This window comes from Bacillus sp. CHD6a (genome assembly GCF_001293645.1).
Classification (GTDB): Bacteria; Bacillota; Bacilli; order Bacillales; family Bacillaceae_I; genus Sutcliffiella_A.
In genome coordinates this window covers 1-19,075 of the sequence record NZ_LBMD01000007.1, presented here as the reverse complement: position 1 = coordinate 19,075, position 19,075 = coordinate 1, and the positions used below count along the sequence as shown (strand labels likewise).

General features: G+C 35.9%; 18 protein-coding genes. 16 read left to right on the top strand and 2 right to left on the bottom strand.

The annotated features are described in order from the left end of the window. Window positions 1-94: 94 nt before the first annotated feature. From AAV98_RS07465 to AAV98_RS07410, 12 genes are all read left to right on the top strand, one after another. The gene (locus AAV98_RS07465; RefSeq protein WP_060664941.1) at window positions 95-934 is read left to right on the top strand and encodes a heteromeric transposase endonuclease subunit TnsA; all 840 of its coding nucleotides are present in this window, start codon (window positions 95-97) and stop codon (window positions 932-934) included. After that, entirely contained in the window at window positions 931-3,087 is a 2,157-nt protein-coding gene (locus tag AAV98_RS07460; RefSeq protein WP_060664940.1) for a Mu transposase C-terminal domain-containing protein, read from the top strand. Before AAV98_RS07465 ends, AAV98_RS07460 begins: the two co-directional genes overlap by 4 nt. After that, window positions 3,071-4,750, top strand: coding sequence for an ATP-binding protein (locus AAV98_RS07455; RefSeq protein ID WP_231687716.1), 1,680 nt, complete (start codon window positions 3,071-3,073; stop codon window positions 4,748-4,750). Before AAV98_RS07460 ends, AAV98_RS07455 begins: the two co-directional genes overlap by 17 nt. Window positions 4,751-4,786: 36 nt before the next feature. Next, entirely contained in the window at window positions 4,787-6,835 is a 2,049-nt protein-coding gene (locus tag AAV98_RS07450; protein WP_082380812.1) for a TnsD family Tn7-like transposition protein, read from the top strand. A gap of 373 nt (window positions 6,836-7,208) precedes the next feature. Continuing rightward, the gene (locus AAV98_RS07445) at window positions 7,209-8,078 is read left to right on the top strand and encodes a hypothetical protein (RefSeq protein ID WP_060664938.1); all 870 of its coding nucleotides are present in this window, start codon (window positions 7,209-7,211) and stop codon (window positions 8,076-8,078) included. Window positions 8,079-8,356: 278 nt separating this feature from the next. Continuing rightward, complete coding sequence (locus AAV98_RS20215) at window positions 8,357-8,710, top strand: hypothetical protein (RefSeq protein ID WP_156317687.1); 354 nt, start codon at window positions 8,357-8,359, stop codon at window positions 8,708-8,710. Between the two features lie 18 nt (window positions 8,711-8,728). After that, window positions 8,729-9,340, top strand: coding sequence for an ATP-binding cassette domain-containing protein (locus tag AAV98_RS07435; protein ID WP_082380811.1), 612 nt, complete (start codon window positions 8,729-8,731; stop codon window positions 9,338-9,340). Window positions 9,341-9,527: 187 nt separating this feature from the next. Next, complete coding sequence (locus tag AAV98_RS07430) at window positions 9,528-9,932, top strand: hypothetical protein (protein WP_060664936.1); 405 nt, start codon at window positions 9,528-9,530, stop codon at window positions 9,930-9,932. Between the two features lie 300 nt (window positions 9,933-10,232). Next, a complete protein-coding gene (locus AAV98_RS07425; protein WP_060664935.1) occupies window positions 10,233-10,742 on the top strand; it encodes an RNA polymerase sigma factor in 510 nt (169 codons plus the stop codon). Then, window positions 10,739-11,614, top strand: a complete 876-nt coding sequence (locus AAV98_RS07420; protein WP_060664934.1) for a hypothetical protein — start codon at window positions 10,739-10,741, stop codon at window positions 11,612-11,614. Before AAV98_RS07425 ends, AAV98_RS07420 begins: the two co-directional genes overlap by 4 nt. Window positions 11,615-12,794: 1,180 nt before the next feature. Then, entirely contained in the window at window positions 12,795-13,220 is a 426-nt protein-coding gene (gene mntR / locus AAV98_RS07415) for a transcriptional regulator MntR (RefSeq protein WP_060664933.1), read from the top strand. Window positions 13,221-13,356: 136 nt separating this feature from the next. After that, complete coding sequence (locus AAV98_RS07410) at window positions 13,357-14,241, top strand: patatin-like phospholipase family protein (RefSeq protein WP_060664932.1); 885 nt, start codon at window positions 13,357-13,359, stop codon at window positions 14,239-14,241. A 25-nt stretch (window positions 14,242-14,266) separates the two neighbouring features. Here the strand turns inward: AAV98_RS07410 and AAV98_RS07405 are convergent, their stop codons facing one another. Next, complete coding sequence (locus AAV98_RS07405) at window positions 14,267-14,662, bottom strand: SA1362 family protein (RefSeq protein ID WP_060664931.1); 396 nt, start codon at window positions 14,660-14,662, stop codon at window positions 14,267-14,269. A gap of 100 nt (window positions 14,663-14,762) precedes the next feature. Next, a complete protein-coding gene (locus tag AAV98_RS07400; protein ID WP_060664930.1) occupies window positions 14,763-15,710 on the bottom strand; it encodes a DUF1385 domain-containing protein in 948 nt (315 codons plus the stop codon). A gap of 182 nt (window positions 15,711-15,892) precedes the next feature. Here AAV98_RS07400 and AAV98_RS07395 point away from each other — a divergent pair, with 182 nt between their 5' ends. From AAV98_RS07395 to efp, 4 genes are all read left to right on the top strand, one after another. Then, entirely contained in the window at window positions 15,893-16,423 is a 531-nt protein-coding gene (locus tag AAV98_RS07395) for a YqhR family membrane protein (protein ID WP_060664929.1), read from the top strand. 225 nt (window positions 16,424-16,648) lie between these two features. Continuing rightward, window positions 16,649-17,086, top strand: coding sequence for a type II 3-dehydroquinate dehydratase (aroQ, locus tag AAV98_RS07390; protein WP_060664928.1), 438 nt, complete (start codon window positions 16,649-16,651; stop codon window positions 17,084-17,086). A 4-nt stretch (window positions 17,087-17,090) separates the two neighbouring features. Further along, complete coding sequence (locus tag AAV98_RS07385; protein WP_060664927.1) at window positions 17,091-18,152, top strand: M24 family metallopeptidase; 1,062 nt, start codon at window positions 17,091-17,093, stop codon at window positions 18,150-18,152. A 94-nt stretch (window positions 18,153-18,246) separates the two neighbouring features. After that, window positions 18,247-18,804, top strand: a complete 558-nt coding sequence (gene efp, locus AAV98_RS07380) for an elongation factor P (protein WP_060664926.1) — start codon at window positions 18,247-18,249, stop codon at window positions 18,802-18,804. Window positions 18,805-19,075 lie beyond the last annotated feature (271 nt).

Sequence of the window (19,075 nt, the reverse complement as noted above, 5' to 3'; positions counted from 1 at the left end):
AAAGTTGCGATGGTTTTAAAAAAGTCACGATGTTTATAAAAAAGTTGCGAAGAAATACCTCTTTGGATAATATTGTCTAAAGGGGTGTTTTTTTATGTCTAAAAGAACCAGAACATCAAAAATCGATAAATGGATTAAAGAAGGTCGTGGCTCTGGTATGGGTCCAGATTATAAGCCGTGGTTAAATATTCAGGATGTTTCTTCATTAGGTCGCTCGACTAGATTGAAAGGAATTAAAACAGGTAGGCAACACGATTTCTTGTCTGATTTGGAACGAAATTATTTTTACTTGACTGAATACTCAGACTTCGTTGTTGATATAAGAGAACAATTTCCTTTATTGCCGTTGGAAGAAACAATTATTATTGCGGAAGAGCTAGGTATAAAACATCCAACTGACCCTAAGAATGGTGAACCGATAGTGATGACATCGGATTTTTTATTAACTTTAGATAAAGGAAAAGGCGTATTTGAAGTTGCTCGAACAATAAAGATGAAAGAAGAACTGTTAAATGAGCGGGTTCTTGAGAAGTTTGAAATAGAAAGAGAGTATTGGCAGCGAAGAGATATTGATTGGGGGATTGTAACAGAAGAAGAAATATCAAAAACGATGGCACGTAATATTAGTTATATTCATGACTATTATGATATTCGTGACTTTGATTCTTTTAGTGAAATGAATGGATTGCACATTGAGGATTTAGCAATGGCACTTCTTCAACAACTGATACATACAGAAGAAAGTATTCGCACAGTTACAGCGAATTTTGATAAAGCGGTACACCTTCCATTAGGTAGCAGTTTAACATTGTTTTATCATCTGTTAGCTAAAAAAATTATTAAAATTAACATGCTGGAGCCAATTAATGCAGAACAACCACTAGGTATAGATTCAATTAACGAGATGCAATTAGAGCAGGTGAGATACGGATGATTCATATCAATCAGGTATTTCAGTACAGCTGTAATTCAAAAAGAATTCGTGTAATAGATATCCAAGAATCATATGTTTATATTGTCGATATTGATACTACAAGTGCTATGCCTACCCAAGAGTTATATACATCTTTAGAAACAGATATTAATCAAGGAGAACTTTTAGCTGTCAATGATCCATATGTTAAAGCAATTTCAGATAATGAACTTACAGAAGTTCAATTTAAGAAGCGTGAAAAAGACTGGGATATAGTTGAGAAATTTATAATATCCAATATGAATAATCTACTAAAGAAAAAAGGAAGAGAGCAAAAAATATCTGAAATTGTGGAGAAAACTGGATTAGGAAAAACAAAGATAAAAAAAATTCTTAGTCGCTACTGGCAACGTGGTATGAGCAAAAATGCTATGATCCCTGATTATATAAACTCTGGTGGTAGAGGCAAAGAAAAAACATTAGCGAAAGAAAAAGCTGGTCGGCCAAGAAAAGTAACAGTTAGTGGAGAATATCAAACAGGTATTAATATCACAGAAGAAGTTAAGTTGCAGTTTGAGAATGCAATTAATAAATATTACCGAAAAACAAATAATTATACACTAACTGATGTTTATCATTTTATTTTACGTGATTTTTATTCAGATCGTTATAAAGAAAATGGTGGATTGAAATATCGTGTATGGGAAGTTAATCGGATACCCTCTTATGATCAGTTTTACTATTGGTTTAAGAAATTTGAAGATCCAAAAAAGGATATTCAATCTCGAATTAGTGCCAAGGAATTTGAATTGAAAAATCGTCCCCTTGTAAGCAACTCAAAATCAGAAACAAATGGTCCGGGTACTCGCTTTCAAATTGACGCTACGATTGCTGATATTTATTTGGTTAGCTCACTTGATATAAATAGAATCATTGGCCGCCCCGTTATTTATGCTGTTCTCGATGTCTACTCTCGAATAATAACAGGTTTATATGTTGGATTAGAAGGACCTTCATGGTTAGGAGCAATGATGGCATTAGATAATATGGTCTCTGATAAAGTAGAGTTTTGTAAGAAATACAATATTGATATTGAAGAAGAACAATGGCCATCACACCACTTACCTAAAATCATCATTGCCGACCGCGGGGAATTTGAGGGCTATTCCGTAGAAAACTTAATTAATAACTTAAATATTAAAATTGAAAATACAACAGCTTATCGTGGTGACTTAAAAGGGATTGTGGAACGTAAATTCCGTACTCTTAATGGAAAAGTGAAACAAAAAGCTCCGGGAGCTATTCAAAAGGAATATCGCGAGCGTGGAGATAGGGACTACCGTTTAGATGCAACGTTAAATCTTAAAGAATTTACAGCAGTTATTATCACACTAATATTACATCACAATCATAAAATTATTGAAAAATATCCGATGGAAAAAGAAATGATTGCCGATAGTATTGTGCCTACACCGATAAATCTTTGGAATTGGGGAATCAAAAATCGTAAAGGTAGATTAAGAACAGTTGATCGTAATATTTTGCGATTAAATGTATTACCACGAGGAAATGCAACGATTTCAAGAGCAGGTATAAAGTTTAAGAATTTATTTTATGGTTCAAAACAGTCATTAGAAGAACAATGGTACCTAAAATTAAAAAATAAAAGTATTGAAATCGTTTATGATCCTCGTAATGTAGAAAAAATTTATATTCCACATGATGGCGGTAAGGATTTTGAAGTCTGTAGCTTACTTGAACCAAGTTATCAATATAAACATGACTTCTTGGAGGAAATTATTTTCCAACAACAATTAAGAAATGAACTTGAGGAAATTGAACGATCAAAACAAGTGCAACTCACTATCAATACTGACGCAATGCTTGAAGATATCATAAATAAAGCTAAAAAGATGAAGAAACAATCACGGCACCAAACAACAAGTAAAAAAGAAAAGCTAGCAAATATTAGCGATAACAAGACTATTGAAAAAGAGCTTAATCGTCAAGTTGAGCAATTTGATTTAGAGTCTGAACAATTCGTTCAGAAAGCATCTGTAATAGACTTTGCAACAAAAGAAAAAATTGAAGAAGATACATCGAAAAAATCATCCTCACGTTTAATGGATAAATTACGAAAGAAGCGAGATGAGGAATATGGAAAAGGTAAATGACCTAGTATTAAAAGGTGACTTTGAAGAGGCGGATTATAAGGAACAAGAACTGCCTGAGTATTGTAACAATCCATTTATTGAAGCCCTTCCACCCATTTTTACTGAAGATGATGTATTGGAACGATTTATGGTCACTCCACGGATTACTGAACAAGATAAAAAAAGAGAAACAAACATTCGTTACCATGTATTGAAACGTATTAAAAACTTTATTCAACCATTGCCCAGTCATTTTGAAGTAGAACGTCGTTTATCAACTTTAACTCGAAGAGGATACTTAGCACGCAATCCTTTAGATAAAACCTTTTTAGAACGTATTCGGCTGTTACACGAGCTACGTGAAGATGAGGAAGGGGCTCATAAATATATTGAAGAACAGCTCAAACATTTACGGTCTACGGCTGATAGTTTAGCGATTATTGGTATTTCTGGTATTGGTAAAACAACTGCGATTGAACGTTTGTTGCTAATGTATCCTCAAGTTATTAAGCATCAATTATATAAAGATCAATTTTTTAATCGTACTCAAATTGTTTGGTTAAAAATAGATTGTCCCTATGATGGAAACTTGTCAACATTATGCAAAAGTTTTTTTAAAGCAATTGATGATTTGCTAGGTACTCACTATTTGGAGAAGTTTGGGTCTTTCCAACGAGTGACATCAACAATGCTATTGTATATGACTTCACTCGCGAGTTTATATGGTATTGGTGTGTTGGTCATTGATGAACTCCAGCATCTCTTAAATTCCGAAGAGGAACAGGAAGAAATGTTGAATTTCTTTGTTACATTGTCTAATACTGTAGGAATACCAATGGTATTAATTGGAACTCCGAAGGCACAATTACTATTTAAAGGAAACTTTCGCCAAGCACGTAGAGCAGCAAGTGATGGGTCGATTTTCTGGGATCGAATGGCTGAAGACAGTGAGGAATGGGAATTCTTTTTAGAAACACTTTGGAATATACAGTGCTTAAAAGAACAAACAGAGCTGTCTGACGAGCTTAAGAAGGCTTTTTATGATGAGTGTCAGGGCATTACTGCAGTGGCTGTGAATTTATTTATTCTTGCACAAGAACGAGTGTTATTTGATGAAAAGAATATATATGAAAAAATAACTCCACAGGTGCTGAGACAAACAGCAAAGGTCGATATGAAAATTATCCAGCCAATGCTTAATGCAATTAGGAAAAATAATATAAAAGCGATGTACAAATATGAGGATATTATGATAAATCTTGACGATCTTATGATTATTCATAAGAAAGGCACTGAATACGAAGGTAAAGTTAAAGACGCGATGAAAGAGCGTTTAAACACAATAGATTATAAACGTCGAGATACGATTGAAAATTTAAGTGTGGAAATAGCTGCTTTAGGGATTTTTACTGCTTTGGATGCAAATGATATACGAAAATTAGTTGCAAAGACTGTCGAGAAAAATCCCATGGATATCGAATATAATCAATTAAAACTGCAAGTTATTCAACAGGCTATGGAAATGAATCAAAAACAGCTCCAGAATGTTGTTTTAAAAGAAAGTAAAGTGATCAATTTGCCTTTATTAGAATTAAGAGAAAAAGCCTTGGCAAAGAAAAAACATCCGTATGATTATCTAAAACAAAATAACTTTATTAAAGATCCAATTAGTGAACTATTCTGAACTTAAAATTGCTAATTTTACTGGAAATATAAAAGTGTGGTGATTTATTTGCTCCCGTTTTTTACTGATCCTTACCCGAATGAATTGATTTATTCCGCTATCAGCCGTTATCATTTTTATAATGGTAATATCAACTTTGTAGATACATTAGAGGAATTATTCAAAAGTCGAACCGTTGTACCAAGTATAGAGTTTGGGAGTCATTTCTCTACATTGGTGCAAAATTTGGGGAGTAATTATTCAGTAGAGAGCTTATTAGCCCAAAATACAATATATCCATATTTCGCTCCATTTATTACGATTGAGCGTCAAAAGAAAGTATTAGAAGATGTCCGTACAAATGGACAAGGTATACATGGGAGATTGGGAATTTCAGGTAGTAAAATTAGTAGGAAACAAGGGTTATATTATTGTTCAAAGTGCGCCAACAACGATATTAATATATACAGTGAACCATATGTTCACCGTGAGCATCAGCTTCAAGGTATTGATTATTGTCCACACCATGAAATGAAACTGAAGATGTATCCGGTTGATTATAGAGTATTTAGCAGGCATGGGTACATAAGATTTGATACAAGAAAAATGGATTTATCTGATTTACAGGAAAGTGATTCCTGTGAATTCAAAGAGGTACAAGTTAAGTTAGCTAAAATGGCTTATCGATTACTGCAAATACCAATCAACCAATTTAGCGTCGAAAAAGTCTTTCAAAAGTATAGGACGCTCTTGAGAGAAAATAATTGGATATTGTCAAATACTAGATTGAAAAGAGAAGAACTTTTTAAAGCCTTTTTATCAAAGTTTCCACCGGGTTTTTTGGAAAAGTATGAGTCACCAGTAAAAGTTGAAGGACAAAATCAATGGTTGCAAATAATGCTTACTAATTATTCGAGGAATAGTGTACATCCATTTCGTCATTTGCTTTTACTATATTTCTTTGTTCAAGATATTGACTCGTTTTTAGAAATAAAAGAAGATAATGGTCCATTCGGGAGTGGACCTTGGCCTTGTTTGAATAAAGCAGCGAAGCATTATAAAGATTTGGTAATATCAGAGGTGAAATTGATAAGAAATAATAAGAAGGACGTTCCTGTTGGTAAATTTTCATGTTCATGTGGTTTTGAATATACAAGAATAGGGCCAGATAAGAATGAGGAAGATAAGTGGCGTAAAAGTCGTATAACAGCTTATGGCAATGTATGGGAAGAAAAATTTGAAGAGTTAGTAAATATGAAAATAAGTCGTAAAGAAATTGCGTCAGAGTTAGATGTAAGTGAAAGGACAATTTATAAACTAATTGATCTTCAAATAACATCCCCAGAACTCACTGAAAAATATCGTGCAGAATTATTAGAGTGGAGAGAGAAATACCCGGATGCTAACCGAAAGCAATTTCAAACGGATTTAAAGAAAACTTTTACATATTTATATAATCATGATAGAGAATGGCTTGATGCCAAATTCCCTTCAAAACGTGATACCCTGCATACTCCGAATAATCCGAATGTTACTTTAAAAAATAATACTGAAAACCGTATTGAATATTATCGTTCCTTGTTATCAGAAGCAATAAAGGAATGCCCTGATGTTACGAGAACACAGCTATGGCGAAAATTCCAAAGAGCATGTAAGTATCTATCTGAAAATGATAAAGAATGGTTTGATGCTAATTTACCTCAGACACGTCAGGCAACAACGGTAACAAATGCAACTGACTGGAATTTACGCGATCAAGAATATTACCAAGAGATAAAGGAAGTTTATCCAGAATTAATAGCATTAGAAAAGCCAACTAGAATTACAGGTAAACTATTTAGCAAACGATTAAATATATTCAACCTCTCAATCAAAAGTTATGTGGAAAAATTACCAAAGACTAACAAGTTGCTTAATGAAATTACAGAAACAGTTCGAGAGTTTCGGATTAGACGTTGTTGCATCGTGATAGATCAAATGTTAGAAGAACATAATTACGTGAGATGGGAGAAATTGAGGGAATCTTGTGCAATAGAAGCCAAGAATTTTAAAAAAATAAAACCTGATTTAGAAGAGTATATAAGTAAGAGGCAGAAGAATATATAAAATAAAGAAAAAAATGTTATTGTGCTGGTCCTAATTGGAAGTATCCAGATTAATCTTTGTTCAGCAATCGGGCCAGATTGTTGAACAAGCTTTTTCAATTTAAACAGGGATGGATTCGAATGGTAGGATTGTTTAAAGGGATTTTAAGGGTGGTAGCCGAATATTGGTTAATAGAGATATTTAGGGGAAGTAGAAATATTCAAAATAAAGATAAAGGAATTAATCTTTGGAATCAAGAGAAAACCTGAAAAGTAAAACGCTATGTCTGAAAATACATTTCTAATCGGATCTTATCCAATAAATGGTTTAAAAGGAGATTTTAGGCCATCTAATCTCTAGTATAATACAATACATTTTTAGGAGGAGTAGCGATTTGTTACAAAAAGAATTAGTGAGATATTTTAAGTCAAAATTTAATATATTTATTGCAGTTGTCATTACAATTCCAGTTGTTCTTAGTTATTACATGACTTTTGTAGAAAAAAAACAATGGGCGGAACAAATCCAATCTCCACAAGAAGACATGAATTTAGCGACTACGATTGAAATATATAATAGTTATACATCTATGGCGTTTTTTGATAAGTTCTTGTCGTCAACAGACTATTATATTATCTTCGTTATATTACTTCTAATTGGTTTTGGAATCCATCTCGGTTTTCAAACCCATTCGGTTTTACTATCAGGATACGGAAATTTAATTATGGCCAGAGTGGTGTATAAAAAATATCTTCAAACAGTCTTAAAGGCTCAATTTCTTTATATATTCTCCTTTATCGTCTGTTATTTTAGTGTACTAGCATTTTTCACTTATATTACAGGGGCTGTTTACTCAACGCAGAGAGCAACCTTATGGATTAACATGAATCCATGGCAAATGATAGGACACATTTTATTATTGATTACATTTATCTATCTACTTGTAGGAATAACAACATTACTTTCCTTCCTCTTAAAGAATAAATATTTTATTCAGGCATTTCCTATTATTGTTTATACACTTACGATGTTCATTGATGCTTTTATTGAAATGAATTTGAATAACATAATGAGTGGGTTAGGAATTGTTGGTGCGGTATTACGGAGTGATTTTTATTTGTTGATTTTATATATGCCTATTCAAGAAGGTACCATCAAGTATTTTCTGTCTTTCGCATTATCCTTACCTATTTTCCTGATAGCATTATGTACAATTTTATATCTATTAAATATTAAAGTGCATTCAAAGGAATATATCGTATGAAAGTCTCAAAAAGCTTGTTAATATGGATGGTCTGTTACATTTGTGTATTTAGTTATGTTCTTTTAGAGTACAGAAACATTTCAAGTCATCCCTATGCAATAAATGATACTATGCTCTATTTGACTCTAACGAAATCTCAAAAACTACTCTTTAACAATGCCATTTTTATAGCGTTACTTATTTTTTGTACAAGAAGAGAATTTTTGGAACCAATGATTTTTGTTCGATACCAACGAAAATTAACTCTTGAAATAATTAGAAGAGGTATGGTTATTAGTTTGAGTTACGTCCTAACAACCATAGTATTAATAACCATGTTTGCGTTTATATTTAACATTAAAATTGATTTATCTTTTAATTCAATTGTTCACTTTTTATACCTTTATTTATTTGGCTTATATGTCTATTTTTTCTATGCATTGCTTTATTTACTTTTCTCCAATCATACATTAGCGATTCTTCTTAATATAGGAATGAACTTTCTATCAATTGCAACCATTATTAATATCGTTTGGCATTTTGGAATGTCTGAATCTTTGTTGGATTATCTTTTGATGCTTTATCTAATGGTTGCTACACCTCTATTGGTTATTTCAGTTATTTTTGCAGGGAGATACAAAGAGTGTTTATAAATAAGGAGTGTGGTATTTTTGATTCATTTAATGAATGTTTCAAAACGAATAAAAAAGAAAGTGATTTTACAAGATATTACAATGAAATTCGAAAGTGGAAATATCTATTTATTAAAAGGGCATAACGGAAGCGGAAAAACAATGTTTCTTCGTTTAATAGGTGGGTTAATTAAACCAAGTTCTGGAACTATAAAGTACAGCAAACCCTTAGACATTGGAGTAATGATTGAAAATCCAGAATTCCTGGAAAATCAAAGCGGATTATATAATCTGAATTACCTTGCTTCCATCAAGAATAAAACATCACAAGAGCAAATAAAGGCATCCCTTAAGCAAGTAAATTTATTTCAGGATCGTAATATAATAGTGAAAGAATATTCATTAGGGATGAAGCAAAGGTTAGGTTTATGTCAAGCGATAATGGAAGATCAAGAGTTGATATTACTGGATGAGCCTTTCAATGCACTGGATGAAGAAAATTTGAATCAAACCATTGATACACTAAAGAAATTAAAAATGGAAGGAAAGATAATTGTAATTGCTGCTCATGGATTGGACCAGGATAAACTCCATATCTTTGATGAAATATTGCATTTTAATAATGGTAAAGTTTCTCTTTGGAAAAGTTGATTTTATAAAGAGATGTAATTCCGGACCATATTCAATTAAAGGGCGCAATCCAGGAACAAGGATCAGCGCCATTTTTGGCGTGGCCAAAGAAAATATCATATTGTAGGAATTTTTAGATTATGAAATAATTGGTATTAAGTAATAGGGTAGGTTTCTTGAATAAGGTGTTTAGAAAGGAGGGTGTACTATGAGAGATAGGAAAATTATATTAATCCTGATAGTTGTCCTAATTCCAATGGTTTTAATTGCTCTTTATTATTTTATTGGAGCTAGAAGTGAGAATGTGTATTCCAGTCAAAGTTTTGGCGGAATGTATATAGAGGAAAAAGGTTATCATGTTGAACCAGGAAAATATCTTCAAATGTGGATTATAGGCTATAATGCTTATGAAGAAAGTGAAAATAGAGAAACATTTAAGGTATTAATTAAGGATGCTAATGTATATAATCTTATAGAAGAAAATCAAGAGTATGTTATTTCTTTTTCAGCAAAATATCAAGATGAGTCAAAGAATAACATTTACAGTTTAGATTGGATATCGTTACCGCATGGGGGGCAATTGCGAGGTGACGGATTGATTGATAAAAATTAAAATAAATTTTATTATCAACTGCTTGAAATTGTACCTCAACAAACTAGGAGCTTCCGAAGAACATATAAAAGTTATCTCGAAAATCGAGTCTTCGGCAATCTGGCGCATTTGAGGAGTAAAAGTGCAGCCACCATTTAAACTCTACTCCTTTGGACGCGTTGTAAATCAACGTGTCTTTTTTCTGTTAAAATCTTAAAAGGATTAAAAATAACTAATTACACATGAAAAAATTTATATTCAAGTGAAAGAATTAATGAAAACTATCGTCTAATGAGTATATGGGTTCATGGGGGAGAAAGAATGAGAGAAGAAAACGAGATAACTGATTGGTTCAAAGAATATCATAATGACATTTACAATTTCCTAATCTATTACACGGGCTGTATGGATGTGGAGGATTTTGTACAAGAGACTTTTGTTAAGGCAGTAAAAAACATACATAAATTTAAGGGTAAATCAAACCCTAGAACTTGGCTGATAAGTATTGCCAGAAATGTGGCGATTGATGAAAGTAGAAAGAGAAGGAAAGAAGAGCTAAAAAGAAATCGATATTTACAATTCAGTTTGACAGCAAAGGGTTCGGAATCCCCAGAGGAAATTGTGGGTTTAAGTGAAAGGAAGCTGGAGCTCTATATGGCAATAAGAATGCTTAAGCAAAGCTATTATGACGTACTTTTGTTAAGGGGAATTAACGAGCTGTCTGTTCTAGAAACTGCGCAAGCTCTGAATTGGAGTGAGAGTAAAGTGAATCTCAGCTACCATAGGGCTTTAAAGGCGCTGGAAAAAAAGATGGGAGGGAGAGAAATATGAAAGATTCCAGACTCCACAATGAGCTTCAATCGTTTCCTAAAAATCATAAGATAAATGAAAAAAAACGCAGCAATATCTCTATACGTATTAATAAGGAATTGGAAATGAGTCAGGCTAAATTCAAAAGAGGTATACCTTTCAATAGAAAGATAATTGCCACCACATTGCTAACTTTGACTATGGCAGCAATCCTAAATTGGAGTAATGGTGGTCAATATAAGGACTTTCAAAAGCTCGCTGGAACCCATAGTGAGAAGGTACTAACTATAGAGAACAAAGAGAATGTTAGTAACCAAGAAGAAATTAGCCCCGAGAATGTTTATTCCGTCTCTCAAGGCCAGAACATTTGGGCGTTGGATCCCAGAGAACCAAGGAACCTAATTCTAGAAGGGACATCTATTGTACACCTACAAGTTATTAACACTAGTAGGGAGGCTGAAATACTCCCCAAATATGAAAATTTCTATACCTATAGGCCCTTCACTCCGTTAGAAGTGGAGATTGAGGAAACTATCTATGGTAAAGCCTTATCCGGCAAAAAAACGATATATATCGGAGGGGGAGACATTAGAATCTCCAACCTATTGGATTCTTGGGTTGGGAATGAATACAGTGGTTTAGAAAAAATGGGATTAACCAAACTCTCCAGAGAAGAACAAGAAACCAAATTTATCTCTTACACATCTGAGCACGATTATAATATGGAGCCAGGAAAAGAATATGCGGTAATCTTAACGAGGGAGCAAACAGATGATGAAATTTTTATTGTTATGGCTCAGGGATACGGAATCTTTGAAATAGTAAAGACGGAAGATGGAGCAAAGCTTTATAAAAATGTTATAACCGGAGAAACTTCCGATTTAGATTTCTAAATCTAAATAATTTGGTATCGGGAAATAATTAAAGAAATTTATGAATATCCCTTCAGAGGGATATCAAATATTAATAATATAGTTTAAGAAAAGGCATATTCCATAAAAGGGCGCTTTTGTTGAAGATCGAATCACAGAAAACGATCAAACTTTTTTACAAAAAATGTGTAATATTTCACAAATAAAGAACCTGTTTTAATCAATCTTTTTTTCAAAACGGGTTCTTTTAAGTTAACGAAAGATGTGGGTTTGTGAGATATTTTTGATCAAACTTTATTTTAAAGCTACATATGGATTACTAGTGTATTCCATACTCGTTTTTGTTATGGGGATAGAGCGGGGGTGTCTCCACTTAAAACACCCAATATCCCTGATGAAAATCAAAAACGGTAGTAGAGAAGCGTTCTCACCACCCGAACCCACTTGCTAAGAAGAAAAACGGTAGTTGAGAAGCACTCTCACCGCCCGAACCCACTTGCTAAGAAGAAAAAAACGGTAGTAGAGAAGCGTTCTCTGCGCCCGAACCCACTTGCTAAGAAGTAAAAACGGAAGTAGAGAAGCGTTCTCTGCGCCCAAAGTCACTGATAAGAAGTAAAAAAGGTAGTAGAGAAGCACACTCTCCGCCCGAACCCACCGATAAGAAGTAAAAAAGGTAGTAGAGAAGCACACTCTCCGCCCGAATCCACTTGCTAAGAAGTAAAAACGGTAGTAGAGAAGCGTTCTCTGCGCCCGAACCCACCGATAAGAAGTAAAAACGGTAGTAGAGAAGCACTCTCTGCGCCCGAATCCACTGATAAGAAGTAAAAACGGTAGTAGAGAAGCACTCTCTGCGCCCGAACCCGCCGATAAGAAGTAAAAACGGTAGTAGAGAAGCACTCTCTGCGCCCGAACCCACCGATAAGAAGTAAAAACAGTAGTAGAGAAGCGCACCCTCCCCCAAAAACCATCCACATAATATCCAAACGGTAACAGAGAAAGCCACTCTAAATCTGAAAACACCCCAAAGCTACAAGAGAAAACAAGACTCCTTGAAAGAGGTGAAAGTCGACATACCAATCTTCCATTTCAACAGTTAGCAATACGGAAAGAATTATACAAAGCCCTAACTTGTCATCCCCCGTGAGTTAGGGTATCATTTTATATGACGGCTTAGAACGTGGATTGGAAACGGAGGGATATTATGCCTACCCCAAGTATGGAAGATTACATAGAGCAGATATACATGTTGATTGAAGATAAAGGATATGCACGGGTTTCAGACATTGCCGAAGCATTGGCGGTACATCCCTCTTCTGTAACAAAAATGGTTCAAAAACTTGATAAAGACCAGTACTTAATTTATGAAAAATATCGCGGACTGGTTCTTACCTCTAAAGGAAAGAAAATCGGTAAGCGATTAGTATATCGTCATGAATTACTCGAGCAGTTCTTAAGAGTGATAGGTGTAAATGAGGAAAATATTTATGAAGATGTAGAAGGCATTGAGCATCATTTAAGCTGGAATGCCATTGATCGTATTGGTGATCTTGTTCAATACTTTGAAGAGGAAAAAGAACGTGTGGAAGCTTTGCAAACCATACAAAAACAAAATGAAGAGAACCAGTAAGGAGATAGACCTTGCCATTTGGCAGTGAGGTCTGTCTCTTTTTTTGCTCTCGACAAGGAAAAGGGTATATTTTGGCCGTTTCCTTATTAAAGATGTAAAAGGAAGTTATCCGTTTCAATGTGATGGAGGGATTCCATTGAAGATAGATGGTGTGTTTTCAGGTGGCGGAATCAAAGGATTTGCGCTTATCGGAGCGCTTCAGGCAGTGGAGGGAAGGGGATTAAAGTTTCAGCGGTTAGCAGGGACAAGTGCGGGTTCTATTGTCGCCGCGTTTACAGCAGCAGGGTATACCTCAAACGAAATCCGTAACATGCTAGATGAAACAGATATTATGAATTTTTTGGATCAGAGAAGGACATTATTGCCTTCCCCCATTACGAAGTGGCTGCTTTTGTATTGGAGACTTGGTTTGTATAAGGGGGATGTTTTAGAGAGGTGGATGGAGAAAAAGCTTGCTGCAAAGGGAATAAGAACTTTTGGTGATCTGCCTAAGGACCATTTAAGAATTATTGCTTCTGATCTGACAAGTGGTACCATTGCTATCCTTCCAGATGATCTTCCAAAATATAATATGGATCCGAAGAAGTTTTCTGTAGCAAAAGCAGTTAGGATGAGCTGCAGTATTCCGTATTTTTTTGAACCTGTAAAATTGAAGGGCAAGGGCGTTACCTATCTATTTGTGGACGGCGGAGTATTGAGTAATTTTCCAATATGGCTATTCGATAATGATCGCATCCCAAAAGTTCGTCCTGTACTTGGAATTCAATTAAGTGCAAAACAAGAGGATCGGCCAGTCAACAAAATAAATAATGCCATAACCATGTTTGGTGCGTTGTTTGAGACGATGAAAGATGCTCATGATGCCAAGCATATCTCAAGTCGCCATGAGAAGGATATCATCTTTATCCCGATGGACCATATTGCCCTCACGGAATTTGCGTTAACTGAGGAAAGGAAAAGAGGACTGGTGGAGATAGGGAGAAAAAGAGCGGAGGCATTTTTGATGAAGTGGTGTTACTGATACAGAAAAAACCGTGCTTCCTTCTTTAAAAGAAAGCGCGGTTTTTCTTTTTGCCCTTTTTCCCTTCAATGACGGTCAGATGGGATGGGGATTTTCGTTTTGGTACGGACGGTTTTGCAGGTTTCGAGATTGCACGATCTCTGCTAGATGTAATCGGGCTGATAGATGGTTTTGCGTTTCCGGTTGCTGCGTATTTCTTTTTAGATTGCTTCACAGCCTTACTATACCGGGCATCCGTTTTTACTCCCATTTTCCCTTGGATAAAATAGCGGAAAATCAAATAAAATACGGTTGCACCCCCTACAATTAAAAGGAGACTCGTAAATAATCCTCCTGGATTGCTAAATAATTGAATAATCAAATAAAAAGCTGCTAAAGAAACTAGAGTATAAAAAATTGGCTTCCGATAGCTTCTTTTCATTTTCGCCACCTCCCAGGTAACCAGTATGCTTGTTTTCGATGGTTACCACCACTGATTGTTTTAATAGTATATTTTCTAGGATAAGGCTTGTTGCGGATTTTTATACTATTTCTTCGGTAATCTTTTTCTCTGAATCTTGTTCTAATTCCAATAATCTCTTAAAGGAAAGGATGGCAACCTCTACTTGGTCGTCCGTTGGCTCCTTTGTTGTTAGCAGTTGCAACCAAAGGCCAGGATACCCTAAAACTTTTAAAACAGGAATTTCGCGGACTTTGTTTGTAAGCTGCAATACTTCAAAAGAGATACCTAAAACGACGGGGATGAGTGCTAAACGATTTAAAACACGTAACCACAAAGGATCTGTCGGGACAAGAAGGTATATAAAGAAGCCTACAACGACTGTAAATAGAATAAAGCTGCTGCCACATCTATAATGTAATCTTGATTGTGCTTGTATATTGCTTACAGTTAATTCTTTCCCGTTTTCATAAGCGTTAATCACTTTATGCTCTGCTCCATGATACTGAAATACCCTTTTAATAATAGGGGTGAAGGAAATGAAGTATATGTATGCTAATAGAAGCATCAATTTAAAAACCGTTTCAATCAATACCTGTGCAAAATCTCCCGGGAAAATTGGCTTTGTTAGCTCTGCCAAAAAAACAGGCACAAGCGTGAAAATGAACTTCCCAAAGATAAAGGATAATACCCCGACAGCTGCAACGCTAAGAATCATTTCCAGTTTGGAAGGCTCTTTCTTATTATAAATCTCTTCCTCATCTTGGCTCGGATCCACATCATACCGTTCCGTGGAGAAATTCAAATGCTTGGATCCATTCCCTGCTGCTTCCACAATGGCAACGATTCCTCGGATAAAAGGAATTTTCTTAAGCGACTGTAATGTCGGATTTGTTTTTCTTGGCACTTGAAGATACTCAATGGAGTCATCTTTTCTGCGAATGGCAGTAACATAATGGCGTTTTCCGCCAAACATCACACCCTCAACCACAGCCTGTCCTCCATAAACAGGTTTTGAATCATTTGACATAAATAGCACCAACCTAACTTTTCTAAGAAGAAAAAATTTCTATTACTTAATATTCTACCCGAATCTTGAAAAAACCTCTACTCTCTGAGATTCTTTGTCTGAAAAAGTTCCCTTGTACTGTATGGTTCCGTCGTTCTTATGGAAAGATATGTGTAATGATGCAGAAGAAAGGGAGCAAAATAATGAGTGATAATAAGAAATTAGAGCAAAACCAAAAAGAAGAACCGATGGGGTTTATGACAAAAGTAATCATTACCGGCTTTGTCGGTGGCGTGCTTTGGAGTATTATTGGATATATTGCCTACATATTTAGTTTTACCGAAATTAGTCCGAATGTGGTGCTTCAACCCTGGGCACTTGGGGATTGGAAAAAGGGATGGCTGGGGCATGTTATTAGTTTCATCATGCTTGGGTTGTTTGGCATCGGCGCTGCGCTCATTTATGCCGCAATCCTAAAAAAGTTTCAGCAATTCTGGATTGGGATAGTATACGGCATTGCATTATGGGGACTTGTTTTCTTCTTATTAAACCCAATGTTTCCTTCCATTAAGACAGTGAAAGAACTGACACTGGATACGAACGTGACAAATGTATGCTTGTACATATTGTTCGGGGTTTTTGTAGGGTATTCCATCTCATTTGAGTATAATGAAATGCAGAATCAGGACAAACAGAACTCCAACCAACAAACACAATCCTCATCGAATGAGTAGTAGGGGATAACGGAATGTGATAGAATGTTCAGTAATTGGACATTCTTTTTCTTATTAATTTAGAGTGTTTTCCTTGTCGATTGTAGTGGAAGGTGTGAGACTCCTCCGGAAGGAAGGGACTGGGAAGACCCAACAGGCGTTAGCCGAGGAGGCCTCCAATCCGCCCGCGGAAAGCGAACACCTGAAACGGAAATGGATAAGAGTAAAAAAAGAGGAGATTTAGGAATGCGCTTACTTGTTCTCAACGGGCCTAACCTAAACAGATTGGGTTTAAGGGAACCCGCAGTATATGGCAGTCAAACATTGCAGGATCTCGAAGCTCAACTTCAGGCATTTGCAGGAAAAAACTCGTGTGAACTAACTTGTTTCCAAAGCAATCACGAAGGAGAGCTCATTGATAAGCTTCACGATGCGGAAGGCCATTTCGACGGGATCGTCATAAACCCTGGTGCCTTCACCCACTACAGCTATGCAATTCGCGATGCCATTGCAAGCATAACTGTACCGGTAATGGAAGTGCACATTTCCAACATACATAAGCGGGAAGAATTCAGACACACATCCGTTACCGCACCTGTAACAACAGGCCAGATTGTAGGCCTTGGCTTTTATGGATACGAACTGGCACTATTAGCTTTATTAAATCATAACAAGGGGGAATAGCAAGATGACAAAATTAACAAAACTTAGAGAGAGCTTTCAAGCTTCAGGAATTGATGCATTACTAATTACAAGCGGAAAGAACCGCCAATATATCACTGGTTTTACCGGCTCGGCAGGTGTGGCAGTCGTAACAGAAGACAAAGCGGTATTCATTACGGACTTCCGTTACACGGAACAAGCTGCCAAACAGTGTGAAGGCTTTGACATCGTCCAGCATAAAGGCGGACTGGTAGACGAAATTGCAAATGTGGTCAAAGACCTTGGAGTTGCCAAACTTGGCTTCGAACAAGATCATGTTACTTTTTCTACCTTTTTAAACTACAAAACAACGATTAAAGCAGATCTTGTCCCTGTTTCTGGCGTTATTGAAAAGTTACGCTTGATTAAGAGTGCACAAGAGATTAAGATATTAAAGGAAGCTACACAGATTGCTGACGCAGCTTTTGAACATATTCTTACATACATCAAGCCAGGGCTAACAGAATTGGATGTTTCCAACGAGTTAGAATTCTTCATGAGAAAACAAGGCGCTGTTTCATCATCCTTTGATATTATCGTAGCTTCTGGTTACCGCTCTGCCCTACCTCATGGCGTCGCTTCAGATAAAGTGATTGAAAAAGGTGAGTTTGTAACACTTGATTTTGGAGCTTACTACAAAGGCTACAACTCTGATATTACAAGAACACTTGCTGTGGGTGAGCCAAGCGATGAGCTGAGAACGATTTATGATACTGTATTAGAAGCACAGTTACGAGGCATGAGAGGCATTAAGGCAGGTATCACCGGCCGTGAAGCGGATGCATTGACACGTGATTATATTACGGAAAAAGGATATGGAGAGTACTTTGGACATTCTACTGGTCATGGACTTGGAATGGAAGTGCATGAAGGTCCTTCTCTATCTGTGAAATCAGACACAGTTCTAGAACCGGGAATGATTGTAACAGTAGAGCCTGGTATTTATGTCGCTGGATTAGGCGGAGTGCGTATCGAAGACGATACAATCGTTACAGAAACAGGTAACGAAACACTTTCCTTCTCTACAAAAGAACTTATTATTTTGTAAAAATGTATCTAACGTCGTGTAGACTAGAGTACGGTACTCAAGGATACAATACGGGTAGGGCATTATTTTACATAGCTTTAGGAGGAACTAATAAATGATTTCAGTAAACGATTTTCGTACAGGTTTAACAATTGAAGTGGACAATGGCATTTGGCGTGTAATGGATTTCCAACACGTTAAGCCAGGAAAAGGAGCAGCATTCGTACGCTCTAAATTACGTAACCTACGTAATGGTGCTATCCAAGAAAAAACATTCCGTGCTGGTGAAAAAGTAGCAAAAGCACAGATCGACAACCGCAAAATGCAGTACCTTTATGCAAACGGCGACATGCACGTATTCATGGACAACGAGTCCTATGACCAGTTGGAGCTTCCATCTGCTCAAATCGAATACGAACTGAAATTCTTAAAAGAAAACATGGAAGTTGCCATCATGATGTACCAAAGCGAGACGCTTGGAGTCGAGCTTCCAAATACAGTAGAACTTAAAGTAGCGGAAACAGAGCCAGGCATCAAGGGCGACACAGCTTCCGGCGGATCTAAGCCAGCAGTTATGGAAACTGGTGTAACAGTTAACGTACCGTTCTTCGTAAACGAAGGAGACGTATTGATTATCAATACGACTGATTCTTCTTACGTTTCAAGAGCTTAATTTGTTTTTTAAAAAGAAGGAGAAGATCCCTTGTGGGTAAGGGGGATCTTCTTTTTTTGTTGGTGGTTTGGGTTTATTAGTTTATTTTATTTTAGGGGTTTTTTTCCAATATAAGGATTATTAATGACCGAACGCTAGGGAAATTGTGGTGAATGTTATATAGAAGCGTTCTATACGCCTTAACGGAGACGAAATTTTAATGAACTATCCTATAGAAGGAAAAAAAAGCATTATCTACGCCCCAAAAACGAACAAAATTATGAAAACGGTC

What these genes read in the sequence shown, in the direction of transcription:
- efp (WP_060664926.1), top strand. Translation starts at nt 18,247, where the DNA reads ATGATTTCAGTAAACGATTTTCGTACAGGTTTAACAATTGAAGTGGAC.
- AAV98_RS07460 (WP_060664940.1), top strand. Translation starts at nt 931, where the DNA reads ATGATTCATATCAATCAGGTATTTCAGTACAGCTGTAATTCAAAAAGA.
- AAV98_RS07455 (WP_231687716.1), top strand. Translation starts at nt 3,071, where the DNA reads ATGGAAAAGGTAAATGACCTAGTATTAAAAGGTGACTTTGAAGAGGCG.
- AAV98_RS07430 (WP_060664936.1), top strand. Translation starts at nt 9,528, where the DNA reads ATGAGAGATAGGAAAATTATATTAATCCTGATAGTTGTCCTAATTCCA.
- AAV98_RS07395 (WP_060664929.1), top strand. Translation starts at nt 15,893, where the DNA reads ATGAGTGATAATAAGAAATTAGAGCAAAACCAAAAAGAAGAACCGATG.
- mntR (WP_060664933.1), top strand. Translation starts at nt 12,795, where the DNA reads ATGCCTACCCCAAGTATGGAAGATTACATAGAGCAGATATACATGTTG.
- AAV98_RS07385 (WP_060664927.1), top strand. Translation starts at nt 17,091, where the DNA reads ATGACAAAATTAACAAAACTTAGAGAGAGCTTTCAAGCTTCAGGAATT.
- aroQ (WP_060664928.1), top strand. Translation starts at nt 16,649, where the DNA reads ATGCGCTTACTTGTTCTCAACGGGCCTAACCTAAACAGATTGGGTTTA.
- AAV98_RS07405 (WP_060664931.1), bottom strand. Translation starts at nt 14,662, where the DNA reads ATGAAAAGAAGCTATCGGAAGCCAATTTTTTATACTCTAGTTTCTTTA.
- AAV98_RS07400 (WP_060664930.1), bottom strand. Translation starts at nt 15,710, where the DNA reads ATGTCAAATGATTCAAAACCTGTTTATGGAGGACAGGCTGTGGTTGAG.
- AAV98_RS07465 (WP_060664941.1), top strand. Translation starts at nt 95, where the DNA reads ATGTCTAAAAGAACCAGAACATCAAAAATCGATAAATGGATTAAAGAA.
- AAV98_RS07420 (WP_060664934.1), top strand. Translation starts at nt 10,739, where the DNA reads ATGAAAGATTCCAGACTCCACAATGAGCTTCAATCGTTTCCTAAAAAT.
- AAV98_RS07425 (WP_060664935.1), top strand. Translation starts at nt 10,233, where the DNA reads ATGAGAGAAGAAAACGAGATAACTGATTGGTTCAAAGAATATCATAAT.